16 protein-coding genes are annotated in these 20011 nt (G+C 71.8%); 5 read left to right on the forward strand and 11 right to left on the reverse strand.

What is annotated here, in order from left to right:
* Nucleotides 1-66 precede the first annotated feature (66 nt).
* Nucleotides 67-2328: a rhamnogalacturonan lyase family protein gene (locus tag CLT68_RS29540; protein WP_099855893.1), complete on the reverse strand. Its 2262-nt coding sequence runs from the start codon at nt 2326-2328 to the stop codon at nt 67-69.
* 243 nt (nt 2329-2571) lie between these two features.
* Between CLT68_RS29540 and CLT68_RS29545 the strand changes: the two genes are divergently transcribed.
* A complete protein-coding gene (locus CLT68_RS29545; RefSeq protein ID WP_486482378.1) occupies nt 2572-4011 on the forward strand; it encodes a pyridoxal-dependent decarboxylase in 1440 nt (479 codons plus the stop codon).
* A 240-nt stretch (nt 4012-4251) separates the two neighbouring features.
* On the opposite strand, the gene CLT68_RS29555 is transcribed toward CLT68_RS29545, so the two are convergent.
* Entirely contained in the window at nt 4252-5238 is a 987-nt protein-coding gene (locus CLT68_RS29555) for a sulfite exporter TauE/SafE family protein (RefSeq protein ID WP_099855897.1), read from the reverse strand.
* Between the two features lie 257 nt (nt 5239-5495).
* Nucleotides 5496-5960, reverse strand: a complete 465-nt coding sequence (locus tag CLT68_RS29560; RefSeq protein WP_099855899.1) for an RrF2 family transcriptional regulator — start codon at nt 5958-5960, stop codon at nt 5496-5498.
* Nucleotides 5961-6228: 268 nt separating this feature from the next.
* On the opposite strand from CLT68_RS29560, the gene CLT68_RS29565 reads away from it, so the two are divergent.
* A complete protein-coding gene (locus tag CLT68_RS29565; RefSeq protein WP_099855901.1) occupies nt 6229-6897 on the forward strand; it encodes a YceI family protein in 669 nt (222 codons plus the stop codon).
* 65 nt (nt 6898-6962) lie between these two features.
* On the opposite strand, the gene CLT68_RS29570 is transcribed toward CLT68_RS29565, so the two are convergent.
* From CLT68_RS29570 to CLT68_RS29585, 4 genes are all read right to left on the reverse strand, one after another.
* Nucleotides 6963-7847 (reverse strand): acyl-CoA thioesterase, encoded by an 885-nt coding sequence (locus tag CLT68_RS29570; protein WP_099855903.1) that lies wholly within the window; start codon nt 7845-7847, stop codon nt 6963-6965.
* Nucleotides 7844-9292, reverse strand: a complete 1449-nt coding sequence (gene pyk / locus CLT68_RS29575) for a pyruvate kinase (protein ID WP_088949305.1) — start codon at nt 9290-9292, stop codon at nt 7844-7846. Before pyk ends, CLT68_RS29570 begins: the two co-directional genes overlap by 4 nt.
* Nucleotides 9293-9497: 205 nt before the next feature.
* Complete coding sequence (locus tag CLT68_RS29580; RefSeq protein ID WP_099855905.1) at nt 9498-10874, reverse strand: FAD-binding oxidoreductase; 1377 nt, start codon at nt 10872-10874, stop codon at nt 9498-9500.
* 134 nt (nt 10875-11008) lie between these two features.
* The gene (locus CLT68_RS29585) at nt 11009-11374 is read right to left on the reverse strand and encodes a YciI family protein (RefSeq protein ID WP_088949307.1); all 366 of its coding nucleotides are present in this window, start codon (nt 11372-11374) and stop codon (nt 11009-11011) included.
* Nucleotides 11375-11628: 254 nt separating this feature from the next.
* Here CLT68_RS29585 and CLT68_RS29590 point away from each other — a divergent pair, with 254 nt between their 5' ends.
* Nucleotides 11629-12501, forward strand: a complete 873-nt coding sequence (locus CLT68_RS29590; protein ID WP_088949308.1) for an aldo/keto reductase — start codon at nt 11629-11631, stop codon at nt 12499-12501.
* Nucleotides 12502-12526: 25 nt separating this feature from the next.
* Here the strand turns inward: CLT68_RS29590 and CLT68_RS29595 are convergent, their stop codons facing one another.
* The 3 genes from CLT68_RS29595 to CLT68_RS29605 form a co-directional block, all read right to left on the reverse strand.
* The gene (locus CLT68_RS29595; protein WP_099855908.1) at nt 12527-12943 is read right to left on the reverse strand and encodes an effector-associated constant component EACC1; all 417 of its coding nucleotides are present in this window, start codon (nt 12941-12943) and stop codon (nt 12527-12529) included.
* A 13-nt stretch (nt 12944-12956) separates the two neighbouring features.
* Nucleotides 12957-15164, reverse strand: coding sequence for a M48 family metalloprotease (locus CLT68_RS29600; protein ID WP_099855910.1), 2208 nt, complete (start codon nt 15162-15164; stop codon nt 12957-12959).
* A gap of 171 nt (nt 15165-15335) precedes the next feature.
* Nucleotides 15336-16130, reverse strand: a complete 795-nt coding sequence (locus tag CLT68_RS29605) for an esterase/lipase family protein (protein ID WP_099855912.1) — start codon at nt 16128-16130, stop codon at nt 15336-15338.
* A gap of 231 nt (nt 16131-16361) precedes the next feature.
* Here CLT68_RS29605 and CLT68_RS29610 point away from each other — a divergent pair, with 231 nt between their 5' ends.
* A complete protein-coding gene (locus CLT68_RS29610) occupies nt 16362-17720 on the forward strand; it encodes a pentapeptide repeat-containing protein (protein WP_143743291.1) in 1359 nt (452 codons plus the stop codon).
* A gap of 15 nt (nt 17721-17735) precedes the next feature.
* On the opposite strand, the gene CLT68_RS29615 is transcribed toward CLT68_RS29610, so the two are convergent.
* Entirely contained in the window at nt 17736-18311 is a 576-nt protein-coding gene (locus tag CLT68_RS29615) for a TetR/AcrR family transcriptional regulator (protein ID WP_099855916.1), read from the reverse strand.
* 215 nt (nt 18312-18526) lie between these two features.
* Here CLT68_RS29615 and CLT68_RS29620 point away from each other — a divergent pair, with 215 nt between their 5' ends.
* Nucleotides 18527-19993: an MFS transporter gene (locus CLT68_RS29620; RefSeq protein WP_099855918.1), complete on the forward strand. Its 1467-nt coding sequence runs from the start codon at nt 18527-18529 to the stop codon at nt 19991-19993.
* The last annotated feature ends 18 nt before the right edge of the window (nt 19994-20011 follow it).

Genomic DNA, 20011 nt, shown 5'->3' on the forward strand with positions numbered 1-20011 from the left:
ATTCCGCGGCTGCGGCCCGGTGCCTGCCACCCTGGGCGGCCCCGTTCGGGACCACCAGGGGTCAGATCAGCGTAGGTAGATGTTCGGGGTGGGCGGGTCGGCCATCCCGTTACCGATGAAGAACCCCGGGTGTGGCGGTTGGTTGTAGGCGGTGTTCTGCCACGCGATCGCCACCCGATACTGCGGGTCGTGCATCAGGGTGTGGATTCGGGTGCTGGTCGGTGTGGGCGTGCTGTAGACGCGCAACGCCCGGCTGTCGGTGGTTCGCCAGATCACCTCCTCACGCCAGTCGCCCAGGATGTCGCCGGAGAGCGCCGGGGTGGACTTGGTGCCGTTATTGGACGCCACCCCGCTGCCGGTGAGCAGCCGGGTGTCGCCACCGGTGCCGTACTTGTCGATCTTCGTGGCGTCGACCAGTTCCCGCACCGGATCACCGTCCCACCAGGCGAGGAAGTTCGCCGACGACGGCTTGCGGCCGATGTTCTGCCCCCGGGTGTTGGCCAGCCCGGTGGCCGCCGACGACCAGGACTCCGCGCCGGGGCTGCCGGCCCAGATGTCCGCGGAGACTCCCCGGCCGTTGTCGCCGGAGGCCGGTGTGGACCAGAGGACCTGACCGGTACGGGCGTCGGCGAAGTAGGAGCTGGGCTTGCTGGCGTCCTCGTCGACCTTGAACACCTCCAGGCCGGCGCGGCCCGGGTCGAGGTCCCCGACGTGCATGGCGTCGCCGTGCCCGTTGCCGGTGGAGTGCAGCAACCGGCCGTTGTCGTCGATGGTGGCGGCCCCGTAGACGATCTCCTGCCGGCCGTCGGAGTCGACGTCGGCGACGGAGAGCTGGTGGTTGCCCTGCCCGGCGGCGGCGCCGTTGCCGGAGGCGTTCGAGTCGAACGTCCAGCGCTTGCGCAGCGTGCCGTCGCGGAAGTCCCAGGCCGCGATCACCGCTCGGGTGTAGTAACCCCTGGCCATGATCAGGGAGGGACGCTGCCCGTCGAGGTAGGCGGTGCCGGCGAGGAACCGGTCCACCCGGTTGCCGTACGAGTCGCCCCAGGAGGAGACGGTGCCGCGCGGCGGGTCGTAGTTGACGGTGGAGAGCACCGCGCCGGTCTGCCCGTTGAACATGGTCAGGTACTCCGGACCGGACAGCACGTAGCCGCTGGAGTTGCGGTGGTCCGCCGACGACGAGCCGATGACCTGGCCGGTGCCGGAGCGGGTGCCGTCGGCGGTCTTCATGGCCACCTCGGCGCGGCCGTCGCCGTCGTAGTCGTACACCTGGAACTGGGTGTAGTGGGCGCCGGCGCGGATGTTGCGGCCCAGGTCGACGCGCCACAACCGGGTGCCGCCGAGGGTGTACGCGTCGACGAGGACGTTGCCGGTGTAGCCGGACTGGGAGTTGTCCTTGGCGTTGGACGGCTCCCACTTGAGCACGATCTCGTAGCTGCCGTCGCCGTTGAGGTCACCCACCGAGGCGTCGCTGGCGCTGTAGCTGTAACTCTCACCGCTGGGGGTGCTGCCGCCGGCCGGGACCTGCAACGGCACGTCCAGGTAGCCCGCGCCGAACTGCAACGCCGGTGCCGACGCCGCCTGCTCGGCGCCGCCCACCACGGCCCGCACGGTGTACGCCGAGCCGGCCGCCGCGCCGCTGTCGAGGTAGTTGGTGGCGCCGGTGATCGGGCTGGCGTTGACCTTTGTCGCCCCCCGGTAGAGGTTGAACGCGACCCCGGAGGTCTCGGTGCCGAGCAGCCGCCAGGAGACGAGGTTGCCGCTGCCGGAGCGGACACTGATCAACCCGCGGTCCAGGTTCTCCATCTGCAACACACCAGCCGACGGCGGCGGAGTGGTCGGCGGTGGCGTGGTCGGGGGTGGGGTGGTGGGCGGTGGCGTGGTCGGGGGTGGCGTGGTCGGTTCGCCGGTGGGTGGGGCGCCGGTGCAGGTGGTGCCGTTGAGCGCGAAGCTGCCCGGCACCGGGTTGCTGCCGGTCCAGGAGCCGTTGAAGCCGAACGTGGCGGTGCCGTTGGTCGCGATGGCGGCGTTGTGGTCGACGTTGCGGGCGGTGACCTGGGCACCGGACTGGGTGACTGTGGCGTTCCACGCCTGGGTGACCTGTTGCCCGGCGGCGTACGACCAGGTGAGGGCCCACCCGTTGACCGGGTCGCCGAGGTTGGTGACGGTGACGTTGGCGCCGAAACCGCCCTGCCACTGGTTGGTGATCTGGTAGTCGACCCGGCAGCCGACGGCGGCGGCCGAAGCGGCGACCGTGCCGAGGGTGCCGGCCACGACGGCGGCGGCCGTCGTGCCGGCGAGCAGGATCAGCCGATGTCTGGACGGGTGCATGGACTGCCTCCGGGGATCCGGTGGTGATCGCTGCGGCCCACTGACCCCTGCCCGGGAAGCACAGTGGACCGGCCCGGCCGCGACTGCGGCGGACGGCGATCTGATCGGGGTTGAACGCCCTGGAACTCGCGGATCCGGCTCACCGCGCATCGTAAGGCAAGCGCTTTCCGGTACGCAATATCGACAACCGTCGTTCATTTTCGGGTCTTGCCCCGGCAGGCGCCACCTGATCAACTCGTGGGTGTGAGCGCCCCGCACATGAGCCCCGACGAGTTCCGCCGAGCCGGCCATGCCGTCGTCGACTGGATCGCCGACTACTGGGCGACTGTCGAACAGCGACCGGTCGCCCCGTCCGACCCGCCGGGCACCGTCGCCGCCGCCCTCCCCACCACGCCACCGACCACCGGCGGCGAACCGGTCGAGGCGGTCCTCGCCGACCTGGACTCCATGGTCGTACCGGGGCTGACCCACTGGCAGCACCCCGGCTTCTTCGGCTACTTCCCGGCCAACACCTCCGGCCCGAGCGTGCTCGGTGACCTGGTCAGCTCCGGGCTCGGTGTGCAGGGCATGCTCTGGGCCACCAGCCCGGCCTGCACCGAGCTGGAGACGGTGATGATGGACTGGCTGGCCCACCTGCTGGACCTGCCGCAGCGGTTCCGCTCGACCGGCAGCGGCGGCGGAGTCATCCAGGACTCCGCCTCCTCGGCGACGCTGGTGGCCACCCTGGCCGCACTACACCGGGCCAGCGGAGGGCGCTGGCGCGACACCGGCATCGACCGGCGCTACCGCGCCTACACCTCCACCCACGGCCACTCCTCCATCGAGAAGGCCGTACGCATCGCCGGGCTGGGCAGCGACGGCGTCCGGTCCATCGCTGTGGACCCGGACACCCAGGCGCTGCTGCCCGACGCGCTGCGTACGGCGATCGAGGCCGACCTGGCCGCCGGTGACGTTCCCGCCATCGTGGTGGCGACCATCGGCACCACCTCCACCACCGCCATCGACCCACTGCCCGAGATCGGGGCGATCTGCGCCGAGTACGGGATCTGGCTGCACGTCGACGCCGCGTACGCGGGCTCCGCCGCCGTCTGCCCCGAGCTGCGGTGGTCGCACGCCGGCCTGGAGCACGCCGATTCGTACTGCTTCGACCCGCACAAGTGGCTGCTCACCGGCTTCGACTGCGACGCGTTCTGGGTGGCCGACCGCGCCGAGCTGATCGAGGCGCTCACCGTGCTGCCGGAGTTCCTGCGCAACGCCGCCTCCGACTCCGGCGCGGTCATCGACTACCGGGACTGGCAGGTGCCGCTGGGCCGGCGCTTCCGGGCCCTGAAGCTGTGGTTCGTGCTGCGCTGGTACGGCGCCGAAGGGCTACGGGCCCACATCCGCTCCGGGGTGGCGCTCGCCGCCCAGTTCGCCGATCGGGTGCGCACCGACGACCGCTTCGAGCTGGCGGCGGCACACCCGTTCTCACTGGTCTGCTTCCGACTGCGCGCTGGCGACGACGTCAACGCCGCACTGCTGGCCCGGGTGAACGACACCGGGCGGGTGCACCTGACACACACCCGGGTCGCCGGCCGCTACACGCTGCGCATGGCCATCGGCTCCCCGCAGACCACCGAAGCGCACGTCGACGAGGCCTGGACGCTGCTCGCCCACGCGGCCAAAGACCTGCTCACCCCCTGACGCCCCCTCCCCCCGCACCCCGCCGCACCCCGCCGCGCCCCGCGCCCCGCACCCCGCACCCCGCACCCCGCACCCCGCACCCCGCACCCCGCACCAAGATCCGCGCAACTTCCCTGATGTTGCTGCCTCCGGCGCGCGGGAGGCAGCAACATCCCTGATGTTGCGCGGATCTTCCGCGCGATCTTGACGGGTCAACCCCGGAAAGCGCGGCGTTGACCGTCGAGCGGGTGTGGCGCGCGTTCAGCGCTGGTTGGGCGTACCCGTCGCGGCCAACTCGCCCGCGACCACCGCGGCCGGAGTGGCGGGAGCAGCAGCAAGGGCGTGAGGGGCAGCAGCGGCGGCCTCGGCGGTCGCTGCTTCGGCGCGGGCCAGGCGGGTCCGGCGCAGGGCCCGCACGGCCAGCACCAGGGCGGCCAGCCAGCCGGCGGCCAGCAGGGCGTACGTGATGGGGCGGACCGGGCCGTCCAGTTCGGCGGAGCGGAGCAGGGTGCGGGCGTTGGTCAGCACGATCACGCCGCCGACGGCCGCGCCGAGGAGTTGGGCGGGGACGATGCGCACCAGCCAGGCGGCCAGCGGGGCGGCGATGAGCCCGCCGATCAGCAGTGCCGCGACGGTGGGCAGCAGGAACCCCTCGGTGCCCAGCCCGATCAGGAAACCGACGCTGGCGGCGGCGGCCACGACGAACTCGGAGGTGTCCACCGAGCCGATCACCTTGCGGGGTTCCATGCGGCCGGAGACCAGCAGTGCCGGGGTGGCCACCGGGCCCCAACCGCCGCCGCCGGTCGCGTCGACGAAGCCGGCGACCAGGCCGAGGGGGCCGAGGAAACGACCGCGCAGACGGCCGCCGACCCGATCGGTGCGCAGCGGTCGGGCGAAGCGGATCAGCAGGTACGCGCCAAGGGTGAAGAGGATGGCAGCCATCCACGGCGCTGCCGCCTCGGTGGAGATCGAGCTGAGCACTGTGGCGCCGGCGAAGGCGCCGATCGCGCCGGGTAGGGCGATGCGGCTCACCACCCGCCAGTCGACGTTGCCGAACCGCCAGTGCGCGACGCCTGCGGCGAGGGTGGTGCCGATCTCGGCCAGGTGCACCGAGGCCGAGGCGGCGGCCGGGGCTACCCCGGCGACCAGCAGCAGGGTGGACGAGGTCAACCCGTACGCCATGCCGAGCGAGCCGTCGATCAGCTGCGCGACGAGCCCGACCAGAGCGAGGACCAGCAGCTTGCGCACGAGCGCCCCCTGACTTTTCGGCATCTCCTATCGACTTGGTCGACAATGCGGCACGGGGCTGCCAGGGTCAAGCCCCCGATCGGTGGATGGGACGCGTCCATGCGGAGCGCGGCACGAGAGACGACATCACGCCGCGCAGCACCACGGATGACGTAACCAGTGGCCGCACTGCGAGGACAACAGACGCGGCGCGCCGCCGAGGACGACGTCAAGGGCGCGCATCGCGGCAGAGGCCGCCGGGCGGTGCGGGGCGGCGCTCAGATCCAGGCGCGCGGGTCGGCGACCAGCTCGGTGACCCGTGCGGGCAGGGTGCCCGCTGCCACGTCGGCGATGCTGACCAGGTCCAGGATTTCCCGCTCGCTCGCCCGCAGCGCGATCCAGACCTCCTGGAGCGCCCGGGCCGGACCGTGGTAGCCGAGCTGCTCGGGACGATGCCCGCGTACGTGGGCGAGCGGGCCGTCGATCACCCGGATCACCTCGGCGAGGGAGATCTCCTCGGCGGGGCGGGCCAGCCAGTAGCCGCCCTCCGGGCCACGCTGCGCGTGCACGATGCCGCCGCGGCGCAGCTGCAACAGGATGCTCTCCAGGAATTTCGGCGGGATCTCCTGGGCACGGGCGATCTGGTCGGCCGTGACCGGCCGGCTGCGCCCAGGACCACTGGCCGTCGCGGCAAGCTCGGCGGCCGCGCGGAGGGCATAGTCGACCCGGGCGGATAGGCGCATGCCGGCAAGGTTAGTCGCTGGTCAGCCGGCTGGGCGGGCGACCCTCGGCCGATCGGGTACGCATCGATGGAAATCCGTGCCGCTCGCGCCCGTTCCCGCCACCAATGCGCAGCGGCGAAAGCGCGTCATGATCCACCGCGCGGTGGGGGCCGAAATGCTGTTCTGGAGCGTCCTTATGCTGGGCGGGAGTACGAATGTCCGGCCGTTTACGTGGCCGCCGGCAAGATATAGATAAACACCCGGGTGCGCTCGGGGGGAAGGCAATACGATGACCGATGTCGCCACACGCACCTGGGATGGCATGACCATCCCGGTCGCCGGCACCTATCTTCTCGATCAGGCGCACAAGCGGATCGGTTTCCTGTCCCGGCACATGATGGTGAGCCCGGTGCGCGGCGAGTTCGCCGAGGCCACCGCCGAGATCATCGTGGCGGAGGACCCGCTGCTCTCCTCTGTGACGGCCACCATAATGTCGGCCAGCATCACCACCGGCAGTGTCGACCGGGACACACATCTGAAGAGTGCCGACTTCCTCGATGTGGAGCGCTATCCAACCCTCGAATATCGAAGCACCGGAATCAAATGGCAGGGCACCGAGGATCCCATATTCCAGTGGGCCCGTCTGCGCAACCATCGGCTGGGTGGACGAGGCCGGAGTCACATTGTTCCGCCGCAGTCCGACAGCACACCCGGACGATTCGTCCTCACCGGTGAGTTGACGGCGAAGGGGGTCACCCGGGCTGTCGACCTGGAGGTGAATTTCGGTGGCAGCCGTCGTGATCCGTACGGGCAGAACATCTTCGGATTCAGCGCGACGGCCGAGATCAACCGCGAGGACTACGGCCTGCTCTGGAATGTCATCCTGGAGAGCGGCGGAGTGCTGGTCGGCAAGACGGTGCAGATCGAGATCGCCGGCGAGGCCATCTACCAGGCCTGACCCGCCTCATCCCCGCCACGACGCGGCCGTTGCGGACGCGCGCCTGGCGGGGATGATCGAGAAGGTCAGGCGCCGACGCGGCGGAGCAGGCCCTCCTGGACGGCGCTGGCGATCTGCTGGCCGTCGGTGGTGAACATCCGGCCGGTGGCCAGCCCACGCGCGCCGGACGCCGACGGGCTCAGGCAGTCGTAGAGGAACCACTCGTCGGCCCGGAACGACCGGTGGAACCACAGCGCGTGGTCCAGGCTGGCGCCGACCAGCCCGCCCGGCCCCCACACCTCACCGTGCGCGGAGAGCACCGAGTCGAGCAGGGTGAGGTCCGAGGCGTAGGTGAGCGCGCAGGCGTGCAGCAGCGGATCGTCCGGCAGTTTGCCGTCGATGCGCATCCAGACCCGCTGGTGCGGGTCGGCGGGCCGGTCACCGGGACGGACCCAGCCGGGCTCCCCCACGTAGCGCACGTCGATCGGACGCGGGATCTGGCCCCAGATGCCCAGCCGCTCCGGGTAGCGGGAGAGCCGGTCGGTCATCGTCGGCACGTCCTGCGGCATGGGTACGTCCAGCGGGGCGATGACCTGGTGGTCCAGACCCTCCTCGGCCCGCTGGAACGACGCCGACATGAAGAAGATCGGCTTGTCGTGCTGGAGGGCGACCGCGCGGCGAACCGAGAAGGACCGGCCGTCGCGGATGTTCTCCACCTGGTACTCGATCGGCTCGACCGGGTCGCCGGGGCGGACGAAGTATCCGTGCAGCGAGTGCACGAAGCGCTCCGGGTCGACAGTGCGGCCGGCGGCGACCAGTGCCTGACCTGCGACCTGGCCGCCGTACACCCGTTGTGGGCCGACCGGGGGGCTCATCCCCCGGAAGGTCATGTCCCCGGTCGGGTCGAGGTCCAGCACTTCCAGGAGCTGGTCCACGGCGGCCTGGCCGACCGCGACCCGACCGTCGCTCACTGCAGCGCCCGCGCCGACGCCGCGTCGACCAGCGACCCGAGCTGGTGTACGCGCAGCGTGTTGGTCGAGCCGGGGGTGCCGGGTGGGCTTCCGGCCACGATCACCACGTAGTCACCCGGGTTGGCCCGGTTGAGGCCCAGCAGCGCCTGGTCGACCTGACGGAACATGTCATCAGTGTGCTGCACGAACGGCATCAGGAAGGTCTCCACGCCCCAGGAGAGGGCGAGTTGGTCGCGCACCTCGGGCACCGGCGTGAAGGCCAGCAGCGGCAGGTCGCAGTGCAGGCGGGACAGCCGTCGGACGGTGTCGCCGGTCTGCGAGAAGGCGACGAGCGCCTTGGCGTTGATGGCCCGGGCGATCGACGAGGCGGCGACGGTGAGCGCGCCGCCGTGGGTACGCGGGTCGTGCTGCAACCGGGGCACGCCGATCGAGCCGGACTCCGTGGTCGTCACGATCTTGGCCATGGTGCTGACGGTCAGCACCGGGTACTTGCCGACGCTGGTCTCGCCGGAGAGCATCACCGCGTCCGCGCCGTCGAGCACCGCGTTGGCGACGTCGGACGCCTCCGCCCGGGTGGGGCGGGAATTCTCGATCATGGAGTCGAGCATCTGGGTGGCCACGATGACGGGCTTGGCGTTCTCCCGGCACAGCTGCACGGCGCGCTTCTGCACCAGGGGCACCTGGTCCAGTGGCATCTCGACACCGAGGTCACCGCGGGCGACCATGACACCGTCGAAGGCCAGCACGATGGCCTCCAGGTGCTCCACCGCCTCCGGCTTCTCGACCTTGGCCAGGACCGGGCGGAACACGCCCTCCTCGGCCATGATGCCGTGCACGAGCTTGATGTCCTCGGCCGAGCGGACGAAGGACAGCGCGACCAGGTCGACACCGAGGCCCAGGGAGAAGCGAAGGTCCTCGGCGTCCTTGTCCGACATGGCGGGCACGCTGACAGCCACGTTGGGCAGCGAGACGCCCTTGTTGTTGGAGACCGGGCCGCCCTCGGTGACCAGGCAGCGGATGTCGTTGCCGGTGACGTCGGTGACCTCGACGGCGACGCGACCGTCGTCGATCAGCAGCCGGTCGCCGGGCTTCACCTCGTGCGGCAGCTTCTGGTAGGTGCAGGAGACGCGCTCCTTGGTGCCGATGATGTCGTCGCCGGTGATCACGACCGAGTCGCCGGTGCGCCACTCGTGCGGGCCGTCGGCGAACTTGCCGAGCCGGATCTTGGGGCCCTGGAGGTCGGCGAGGACGGCCACCGGCTTACCTGCCGCCTCGGACGCCTCCCGGACCAGTCGATAGACCGCCTCGTGGTCGGCGTGGCTGCCGTGGCTGAAGTTGAGCCTCGCCACGTTCATGCCGGCCTCGACAAGACCCCGGATGCGCTCCGGGGACGAGGTGGCGGGACCCAGAGTGCAGACGATCTTTACGCGGCGTGTCACGCCCATCAGGCTAGTCTCTCCTTCAGGTCGGACTCGGGGCCGACCCATTGCAGGCAGCGGAACATGTGTCCAACGACGCGCGGTGCGCGTCGGGCCGGCGGGTGGAACCGCACCGGGAACGTTGTGGCGACGGGCAACGGCGACCGCGCGCCGGGAATCGTACGCCTCCGGTGGCGTGCGCTGTCGGGGTGCTCCCGGCGGCAGGTCACCATCAGCGCCGCGACCGGGGCAGGGTGGGCACCGCGGTGAGCAGGTCACGCGGGTCGTAGCGGTGCTTGGCCCGGCGTAGCCGCGGCCAGTTCGCGCCGTAGGCGAGCTGGACCCGGTCGGTCTCCTCGGGGGCGAGCAGGTTGGGGTAGCCACCGGGCAGGGCGTGCGGTGCGAGCGCCGCCGAGGTGTGCTCGGCCCACTCCCGGTGTGGCCTGGCCTGGTCGCTGGGTGCCCAGACCGCGATGATCTCGGTCAGCAGGTGGTCGGTGCGCAGGCCGAACGCCGTGTCGGCGAGACGGACCCGGGTGGCCGCGCCGTGGAAGTGGTGCACGGCCAGCGCGGAGAACGGGGAGCTGACCTGCCGGGCCGCGTCGACGAGCACGTCCACCGTGCTGTCGGTGAGCGCGGGCAGCCAGCGGGTACGCAGCAGGTAGTGGTTGCCGTCGACCATCCCGCCGTCGAACATCCGCAGCGCGTCCGCGTACGGCATCGGCGCGATCTGGTCGATCAGCGGGGTGCCCAGCGCGCGTAGCCGATCCATCCACGGCAGCCCGGCGTCCAGGTCCGGGCCGCTGTAGAACGGGCAGACGAAGATGACCGGTTCGCCGGCCGGGCCGGGCAGGAAGCCGGTCATCACGGTCAGCTCGTCCGGGGCCTCGGCGATGAGCGCGCCGTAGCCGCGCAGGACGGCCGGCGCCTCCGCCAGAGCGAACATGATCATGCCGGCCAGCACGCCGGGCAGCCGGTGCGCGCGGAAACGCAGCTCGGTGACCACGCCGACGTTCCCACCGCCGCCGCGCAGCGCCCAGTACAGCTCGGCGTCGTGTCGAGGGTCGGCGGTGACCCGGCGGCCGTCGGCGAGGACCACCTCCGCGCCGAGCAGGCTGTCCAGGGTCAGCCCGAACCGGCCGCACAGCGGGCCGTACCCGCCGGCGAGGGCCAACCCGGCCATGCCCACGCCGCCAACGGTGCCGGTGGGCACCACCAGGTCGTACGGGCGGGCGGCGGCCAGCAGCCCGGCAGCCGTGACACCGCCGCCGATGGTGAACGTGGCCGCGTCCACGTCGATGTCGACCGCGCGCAGACCGGTCAGGTCGAGCACCACACCGCCGTCGCGCAGCGCCCGGCCCGCCCAGTCGTGCCCTCCGGAGCGGACCGACAGCGGCAGGTGGCACTGGGCGGCGACGCGGACCGCGTGGGCCACCTCGTCGGCGTCCAGGCACTGGGCCACCAGGACCGGCGTGCGCTGAACCGCACCGTTCCAGAGCGTCGTGGTGGTGACGTACGCCGGATCGCCCGGCTCGTGCAGCCGATCGCCGAGCAGGGCGCGCAGCCGGGTGGTGGCCGTCGCGACATCGGGGGTGGCGGCGGAGATCATGGCGACTCCTCGACCGGGGCCTACCCAAGGCTTTCCGGGTACGCCCCGGCGGCGGCCCTCGCTGGGCGCGACCGTAACACCGGCAGGCAGCCGAGCGCCGTCGCCATCACGACAGCCGTCGATTGACCGGGTGGTCAGCTTTCCGTCTTCACCAGCGGAAACTCCAGGGATCCGGCCGGGCAGAGGAAGGTCAGCACGTCCACCCGGTAGAGCCCGGCCTGCACCGCCGGGTCGGCCTCCAGCACGCTGCGGACGTCGTCGACGCTGCCGGTGCGGGCCAGACCGAAGCCGATCGGTGGCTCCGGCTCGCGGGCCGGCCCGTCCACCGAACCGGCGACCAGGATGATGCCGCTTCGCTGTAGCGCCTGCATGTGCTCGGCGTGCTCGGCCTGCAACCGCTGCACGGTCTCGGCGGGCAGGACCCGTCCGGCCGCGCCGGGATAGATCACGATGCACTCGTACGTGTCGAGCGCGAAGTTGACCTGCGGCACTCCCGCCATGGGTGCTCCCTCTGCCGTCGCGCCGGAAGGCACCGGCTCCGGCCAGCGTCGCACGGACGCCCCGGTCGTACCGGCAGCTTCCGGGCAATGCCCGGCGCGGACTCCAGGCGACCGCCCGACGCGGCTTGCGGGTGAGGTGTCCACGCACACAGTCGACCGACGAGCGGAATACCGGCCGGCTGCCGGGGGATGATCTATCTGGTGGCGGGTGGGCCTTTCCACGCCCCCACGACACGACGATTGGGGATCGGCCAATGGCGACCAACATCAGTGAGCAGCCCGCGAAGGCGTCCGGCACGTACCGCATCGGTGGCGACGTCACCGTCAACCGGCTCGGCTACGGGGCGATGCAGATCACCGGCCCGGGTGTCTGGGGAGACCCGAAGGACCCGGCCGAGGCGGTCCGGGTGCTGCGCCGCGCGGTCGAGATGGGCGTGACGTTCATCGATACAGCCGACTCGTACGGCCCGTTCGTCTCGGAGTTGCTGATCCGGGAGGCCCTTCACCCGTACGCCGATGACCTGGTCATCGCGACCAAGGCCGGGCTGAGCCGCTCCGGCCCGGGCGACTGGCGTGCGCTGGGCCGCCCGGAGTACCTGCGCCAGCAGTGTGAGCTGAGCCTGCGGCACCTCGGCCTGGACAGCATCCCGCTGTACCAGCTGCACCGGATCGACCCGAAGGTGCCGCTCGCGGACCAGTTGGGTGAGCTGGCGCTGCTGCGCGAGGAGGGCAAGATCCAGCACATCGGTCTGTCCGAGGTGAGCGTCGCGCAGATCGAGGAGTCCCGGGCGATCACCACGATCGCGTCGGTGCAGAACCTGTACAACCTCGCGAACCGCAGCGCCGAGGACGTGCTGGAGTACTGCGAGCGCAACGACCTCGCGTTCATCCCGTGGTTCCCGATCGCGACCGGCGAGCTGGCCCGCCCGGGCGGCCCGCTGGACGCCATCTCCACCGCGCACGGCGCGTCGCCCGCGCAGCTCGCGCTGGCCTGGCTGCTGCGCCGCTCGCCGGTGATGCTGCCGATCCCCGGTACGTCCTCGGTGGCGCACCTGGAGGAGAACGTGGGCGCTGCCGACGTACGGCTCACCGACGACGAGTTCGAGGCGCTCGCCAAGGCGAGCTGACCCACCGGTGCGGACGCCGTCGGTGTCAGTCGACGGCGTCCGCGCCGGGCTCCCGGTCGGCGTCCGGGCCGGGCTCGCGGGCGGCCCGCAGCGCCTGGGTTGCCTGGGCCAGCAGGCGGGCCGAGTCGGTGCGCCCGCTCACCTGTAGTTCCACCTCGGTGTCTCCGGCCTGGATCCGGATGCTCGCCTCGGTGCGCTGCTGGTCGACCCAGGACTGCAACAGGTTGAACAGACCCGGGAGCAGCCCCTGGGCCAGCACCGCGATGATCACCGCGTCGCTGAAGCCCGGCCGGCCCCCGCCGCCACCGGCCTGGCGGACCACCGGCCGGTACTCCGGCTGGCGGTGGATCCAGGTCAGCAGGTCGACCGACGGGGGCTGCCGCTGCCGGGGGTTGATGGTGAGCCGCACGGGCAGCCGGGCTGCGGCGAAGCTGTCGGTCACGGTCTCTCCCCGGTCAGTTGGCGGCGGGTCGGAAGGCGACGGCGTCCCCGTCGGCGGTGGCGACACCCGCGACGGTGAACGCGTCCTCCTCGGTGAACGGTGAGTTGGTGCCGAAGTACGTGGTGGTGCCGCTGACCTGCACCTTGCCCTGCGTCTCGTACGGGGTGGCGACCTGGGCGCTGGCCGGGCCGGTCAGTTCGACGGTGAGTTTCGGGTACTCCAGGATCTTCCAGGTGACCTTCTGCGCGGAGCTGCCGTAGTAGCGGAACGGGCAGCCGGGTGGCGCGGCGACCGTCTGCTTGGCGCACTCGTCCAACCAGGCGCGCACCCGGGCTTCGACGGCCTCGCCCGCCGCGGGCTTGAGCACCGGAGCCAGTTGCACTGTCGCCGCGCTCTGCCCGGGGCCGACCACCACGGTCTCGGCGGGCGTCTCGCTGAGCGCGCTGGACGGGCCGGTCGCGGTGTAGCCGCCGGGCAGCAGCATCAGCGCGGGGCCCTCGGCGGCGCCGGGCAGTTCCACCCCGTTGAGCCGCACTCCGGGGCCGGCGATCGGCGTGTTGAGCGCGGCCAGCCCACCGTCGACCCGCCAGCCGTGGAACAGCCCGGCGGTCGCCTCGTCGTCACGACGCAGGCTGACCGTGGAGGTTTGCGCCGCGCCGCCCAGCCGGTACGCCACGATGGCGGTGGCGGCGTCGCCGTCGCGTTCCAGTGAGCTGATCTCCACGTCGGTCGGTGGTTGGTAGCCCTCGCCGCGCAGCAGTTGGGCGAGCAGCTTGCGGTCGGTGACACCGTTCTGGTCGGTCAGGAAGCCGAGCGCGGCGTCGCTGTCCCGGTCGGCGAGCGCGGAGAAGTATCCGTCGACCGTCGACTGGGGGCGGAAGAACGCCCACTGCACCACGCCGAGCCCGCCGGTGCCGGCGCAGGCCGCCAGCATCAGGGCGCCGACCAGCAGCCAGGTGCGGCGGGTGCCGACCGGACCGGAGTGGCCGAACAGCCGCTCGACGGTGACCGCTGGCTCGCCCGCCCCGGCGGACACACCGGCCACCGACGCCCGCTCCAGGGCGTCGAGCCGCAGTTCGTGCGGCGGGTGGGTGGCGCAGACCGCCTCGTCCCAGCCGCTGCGGCCCGTCTCGAAGGACAGTCGCCGCTCCAGCACGCGCCGCATTCCCTCGACGTGCCCGGTGAGCACGGCACCGAGGTCGGCCCGGTATTCCGCGGCCCGGACGTCACGGGCGTGCAGCGGCAGCACCACGTACCGCATGGTGAGCAGCACCGGCCAGAAGAACAGGAAGACCACGAAGTTGGTGGCCGGGTGCGGGAAGGTCCGCATCAGCCAGGTCGGCAGGGCGTGCGCGAGGGTCAGCGGCAGACCGACACCACGGACGAAGGCGCTGGTGATCTCGTCCCCGGTGCGCCAGTGCACCAGCTCGTGGCTGAACAGCGCGGCGATCTCGTCGTCCGGTTCGGTCAGCACGGCGGTGGTGACCACCACGTGCCGGGCGTACGTGCGGGCGTTGCTCAGGACCGGATCGTCCTCGATGAGCAGCCGCGGCACGCTGGGCAGGCCGAGCCGTCGGGCGCAGTCGTCCAGCACCGGGCGCAGCCGCGCGTACTCGCGGCGGCTGGGCTGACGGGCACCGGAGACCACCAGCAGTCGCGGTTCCAGCAGCACCCGGTAGAGCGTGTAGAGCACCCCGATCAGCGCCGCCGCGGCGACCGTGCCGACCAGGCCGGTGACCACCGTGAGCGGCCCGGCGTCGGCGCCCAGCCAGGGCACCACCAGCACGGCGAGGAAGCCGCCGAGGAACCCGACGACGAAGCCGACCACGCCGCCGAGGGCCCCGCCGGTGCGGGTCAGGAACGCCTCCAGCAGGGGGCCGAGCAGCGGCGCGTCGCGCAGCACCTGGGGCAGCTGGTCATCGGCGCCCAACCCGCCGGCGAAGAGCCCGCCGACAGCGAGGACGAGACCACCCCAGAACGCCAGGAGCAGCGCGACCGGCAGGTAGAACCAGGTGGCGAAGAAGGCACCGAGCACGCCGCGCCAGTCCCGCAGGATCCCGGCGCGCAGCCAGACCAGCGCGCTCGGATAGCCCGGCGGTCGGTCGGCGAATCCCCCGGTGGGCGGCGGTGTGTCGGCCGCCGGCGGTTCGGCGGCCCGGACGTCGAGCTGCGGCACGGTCGGCGGAGTGCCCTCCGGCGGCACGGAATGCGGCTCGGTCATGCGCGCTGCTCCTTGGGAAAGTCGCTTGCTCTGTCGCGAGTGGACAGCCGCAGCAGGCTATCGAGGACACCTGATGTCTGCCATCCCGTTTCGCCGTACCGTCGCCGACCCGACACTCACCGTCGCGCGCCCGTGGGGGTGGTCCCGCCGGGACCACCCCCGTGGACCGGGTCAGAGCGCGAGGCAGTTGGGTCGCACCGGGCCGTCGACCAGGGCGCCACGCACGATGGTGTACGCCGTGCCGTCGAGCACCAGGCCGAGGTGCCCCACCACCCGCAGCGGGCAGTACGTCTGGATCAGCACGTTGGTCGCACCATCGTTGACCACGGCGTTCCCGGTCGGCCGGACCAGCTCGTCCTGAAGCGTTCGGATGGTGGTGTAGCGCACCGCGCCGGGGGTGTCGTCGCCGGCGTTGAGGTCGGCGAGGAACGCCGAGCCGATGGTCATCTGCTGGCAGGCCACGACACCGGCGCAGCTGCCCAGCCCGAGGAACGCCACGATGTTGGCGACGTAGGTGCCGTACTGCGGTGTGCCGAGGCTGACGTAGCGCCCGATGGCGGCGGTGCCGCCGAGCCGCTTGAGGTAGTAGCGGCTGACCAGGCCACCCTCGGAGTGGGCCACGACGTCCACTGTCGCCGCACCGGTGCTGGCGCGCACCTGGTCGACGTAGGTGGCGAACGCGCGGGCGGACGTGGGGATGTCGCCGAGGCCCAGCCCCGGCAACTGGTAGATGAAGGTGCGGTAGCCGTCGGCGCGCAGCCGGGCGGCCATCGGCTCGTACGCGACGGCGATGCCACTGAGCCCGCCGACCACGATCACCGGGTTGGCCGCGGCCGCGGCGGCGAAGGCTTCGGGGGTGACGGGAGCCGGGGTGGGATCGGCGGGGGCGGCGGTCGCCGTGCCGGCGGACGCGAACAGGGCGGCGGCGACGAGGGACACGACGAGGGCGGTCTTTCGGAGCAGCATGGCTGCACCTCCGGGGGGAGGCACCCGGCGTACCGGGCAGGTGGGTGGGGGTGTCCGGTCGACCGTGCGACGATCATCCCCGCAACAATTCAGAAACGTCAATGACTTGTTACGCGCCGGTAACCCGTTGTCCCGGCGAGGGCGCAAACGCGCAAATCGCGGCGCTCCACATCGGACCACCGGCCCGGCGCGCGCACCCCGGGTCGGGTCGGCGGATGGCATGCTGTGGCCGTGGCCGCCGACGAACCCACCGAGCGCCAACTACGGGTGATGCCCTGGTGGCTGGTCCTGGTCGGCCTGCTGCTCGCCGCCGCCCTGGGCTGGCTGGTGCTGGACCTGCTGCTCACCGAGGCCGACCGGGCCAGCCAGCCGGACACCCGCGCCACGCTGCGCATCGACGCGATCCGCACCGGCCTGACCGTGGTCGCCGGCACCGGCGGAGGTCTCGCCCTGCTCCTGGCCGCCCGCCGCCAGTGGATCACCGAACGCGCGCAGCGGCACCAGGAGAGCGTCGCCGCCCGGGACCAGGCCCACCGCGACCGGGCGCAGGCGCACGCCGAGTCAGTGGCCGAAGCCGCGCAACGCCAGCAGGACCGGCAGTCCACCGCCGCCGAGCACGACGCCGCCGAACGTCGACTGACCGAGCTCTACACCCGGGCCGTCGAGCTGCTCGGCAACGACAGCGCGGCGGTACGCCTCGGCGGGCTGCACGCGCTGGAACGCCTCGGTCAGGACAACCCTGGGCAGCGCCCGACGATCGGGGCGGTGCTCTGCGCGTACCTGCGGATGCCGGCGCCCGACGACGAGCCGCGCGAGACGGAGGTCCGGCGTACCGCGCAGCGTGTGCTGACCCGCCACCTGTGGGCGGACGACGTGGCCCACTGGCCGGAGCTGGTGCTGGACCTGACCGGTGCCACGCTGGTCGACTTCGACGCCACGGGCTGCATGCTGGTCGACGCGAACTTCACGGCGACGGCGTTCACCGGCACGACCACCTTCGCGGGCGCGACGGTGCGGGGGCGTGTCCTACTCGGGGCGGCGACCTTCGGCGACGTGGTCTTCGAGGGCGTCGCGGCCGACGGTGAGGTCCTGCTGGACGGCGTCCGCGTCAGCGGTCAGGCCACCTTCGACGGGGCCACGTTCAGCGACGGCCTGTCCTGTCGACGGTCCACCTTCGCCGGTCATACCTCGTTTCGCCAGGTGACCTTCGGTCAGCCGACCAGCTTCGACGCGACCCGCTTCGAGGACTCCACCACGTTCCGGCAGGCCGTCTTCGAGGGCGCCCTGTCGATGGAGCACACCGAGTTCGGCCGGTCGGCCAACTTCCACGCTGCCCGTTTCACGAACATGGCGCTGTTCCGCTGGACGGTGTTCGGGGCGGAGGCGTTGTTCGACCAGGCCCGCTTCACCGACGCCGCGAACTTCGGCCGGGCCCGGTTCCACAGCATGGCCAGCTTCCGCGACACGCAGTTCAGCCGGCCACCGCAGGTCGATCAGGCCCGGGCGGTGGTCGATCCCGGTCACCGCTGGCCGGCGGGCGCGGTGGTCCAACAGCTCGATGACGAGTGGCTGTTGCTGGTCGACCGCTGACCGGCCGGGCGAGCGTCAGCGGGTGGAGGCGCGCAGCCCGTCCAGGGCCACGCCGAGCACCCTGTCGCGCTGCTCGGGTGACGGGAACTGGGCCATGGTGAGGCCGCTGATCAGCCGCACCACGTCGTCGAAGCCGATGTCGTCACGGACCACGCCGGCGGCCTGGGCGCGACGCATCAGCGGCTCGCCGGCGGAGTAGATCTCCGTCCGGCAGCTCCGGAAGATCTCCGAGTCGTGCAGCAGATGCTCGGCGAGCGCCCGCTTGGTGGCGACGTACGCGACGAAGCGGTGCAACCAGGCGACGAGCGCGTCCCACGGTGGCAGCTCGGCCAGGTCCTCGGCGGAGCGGCTCAGCGCCCGGACCTCCTCGACGTACACGGCCTCGAAGAGGTGCCGCCGGCTGGGGAAGTTGCGGTAGAGCGTGCCGATGCCGACCCCGGCCCGGCGGGCCACGTCCTCCAGGGAGGCGGCGGCGCCGTTCTCGGCGAACGCGTCGCGCGCAGCGGCGACCAGAGCGTCGTAGTTGCGCCGTGCGTCGGCCCGCTTCGGGCGTTGCGCGAACACCTCGGGCACCTGCCCCGCGCTGGTCATGACGTGCGTCACCTCGTCCTGGTTGCAACCGGAGGCAACCCTCCGCTAGCTTAGTGGAGGCACCCCTCCGGAATCCCGGAGGCCTGCCTCCGCTTAGCTTACCTGGGGACCCTCCCGATCCGCCTGGCCACCCGATCGCCCGGACCCGACAGCCAGCCCGCCACAGACGACGGGTGACAAACCTCCTTCCGTACCGTTATCAGGAGTCTTCTCTCGTGGCAGTGACCTCCCGACGCAGCTCGCGTCGGCTCACCTTCACCGTGCTCGCCGCCGGTGCCGGGTTCTTCGCGATGCTCCAGTCGTTGATCACCCCGGTGCTGCCGACCATCCAGCACGATCTGCACACCTCCCAGAACACAGTGACCTGGGTCCTGACCGCCTACCTGCTCTCCGCGTCGATCTTCACGCCGATCCTCGGACGGGTCGGCGACATGGTCGGCAAGGAGCGGATGCTGGTCGTCGCGCTCGCCGCGCTCGCCCTCGGCTGCCTGCTGGCCGCCATCGCGCCGAACATCGGCGTCCTCATCATCGCCCGGGTCGTGCAGGGCATCGGCGGAGCGGTCTTCCCGCTGTCGTTCGGCATCATCCGCGACGAGTTCCCCGCCGCGCGGGTCTCCACGGCCGTGGCCGCCATCTCGGCGATCGTCGCCGTCGGCGGTGGCCTGGGCATCGTGCTGGCCGGCCCGATCGTCAGCACGCTCGACTACCGCTGGCTGTTCTGGATCCCGATGGTCGTGGTCGGGCTGACCGCCGTGGCCGCCCACCTCTTCGTCCCCGAGTCCCCGGTCCGCACCCCCGGTCGCATCGACTGGCGAGCGACAGTGCTGCTCTCCGGCTGGCTGGTCGCGTTGCTGCTGCCGATCAGCCAGGGCGCGGCGTGGGGCTGGACCAGCCCCCGGGTGCTCGGCCTGCTGGCCCTCGCCGTGGTGCTGCTGGTCGGCTGGCTGGTCGCCGAGGTGCGGTCGCCCAACCCGCTGATCGACATGCGGATGATGCGCCTGCCCGGCGTCTGGACCACCAACCTGGTCGCCCTGCTCTACGGCGCGTCGATGTTCTCCGTGTACGCCTTCCTCCCCCAGTTCCTGCAGACCCCGACCGCCGCCGGTTACGGCTTCGGCGCGAGCATCAGCCAGGCCGGTCTGCTCATGCTGCCGATGGTCAGCGCGATGTTCGTCGCCGGCATCGTCGCCGGCCGACTCCAGGCGGTCTTCAGCGCCAAGGCGCAGCTCGCCACCGGTGCCACGTTCAACGTGGCCGCCTCCGCGATGCTCGCCGTCGCGCACGACACCCGCTGGGAGGTCGCCATCGCCGGTGGACTGGTCGGCCTCGGCATCGGCCTGGCCTTCGCGTCGATGGCCAACCTGATCGTCGCCAGCGTGCCCGCCAGCCAGACCGGCGTGGCCACCGGCATGAACGCCAACATCCGCACCATCGGAGGCGCGATCGGCGCCGCAGTGGTCAGCGGTGTGATCACCGCGAACCCGCAGGCCAACGGCCTGCCCCGGGAGGCCGGCTTCACGATGGGGTTTCTGGTCCTCACGGCCATCGCGCTGGCCGCCGCGCTCGCGGCCCTCGCCGTCCCGTCCGCCCGGCGGAAGGCGGCCGGTCCCCGGCCGTCCGCCACGACGATCGTCGAGTCCGAGCTAGCCGGCGAGTTCGCCACCATGCCCGCTACCCGCTGAGGGAACGTGTCGGAGCCC

The sequence above is a fragment of the Micromonospora sp. CNZ299 genome (assembly GCF_002754415.1).

What these genes read in the sequence shown, in the direction of transcription:
- CLT68_RS29540 (WP_099855893.1), bottom strand. Translation starts at nt 2,328, where the DNA reads ATGCACCCGTCCAGACATCGGCTGATCCTGCTCGCCGGCACGACGGCC.
- CLT68_RS29560 (WP_099855899.1), bottom strand. Translation starts at nt 5,960, where the DNA reads ATGCGCCTATCCGCCCGGGTCGACTATGCCCTCCGCGCGGCCGCCGAG.
- CLT68_RS29565 (WP_099855901.1), top strand. Translation starts at nt 6,229, where the DNA reads ATGACCGATGTCGCCACACGCACCTGGGATGGCATGACCATCCCGGTC.
- pyk (WP_088949305.1), bottom strand. Translation starts at nt 9,292, where the DNA reads ATGGGCGTGACACGCCGCGTAAAGATCGTCTGCACTCTGGGTCCCGCC.
- CLT68_RS29580 (WP_099855905.1), bottom strand. Translation starts at nt 10,874, where the DNA reads ATGATCTCCGCCGCCACCCCCGATGTCGCGACGGCCACCACCCGGCTG.
- CLT68_RS29585 (WP_088949307.1), bottom strand. Translation starts at nt 11,374, where the DNA reads ATGGCGGGAGTGCCGCAGGTCAACTTCGCGCTCGACACGTACGAGTGC.
- CLT68_RS29590 (WP_088949308.1), top strand. Translation starts at nt 11,629, where the DNA reads ATGGCGACCAACATCAGTGAGCAGCCCGCGAAGGCGTCCGGCACGTAC.
- CLT68_RS29600 (WP_099855910.1), bottom strand. Translation starts at nt 15,164, where the DNA reads ATGACCGAGCCGCATTCCGTGCCGCCGGAGGGCACTCCGCCGACCGTG.
- CLT68_RS29605 (WP_099855912.1), bottom strand. Translation starts at nt 16,130, where the DNA reads ATGCTGCTCCGAAAGACCGCCCTCGTCGTGTCCCTCGTCGCCGCCGCC.
- CLT68_RS29615 (WP_099855916.1), bottom strand. Translation starts at nt 18,311, where the DNA reads ATGACCAGCGCGGGGCAGGTGCCCGAGGTGTTCGCGCAACGCCCGAAG.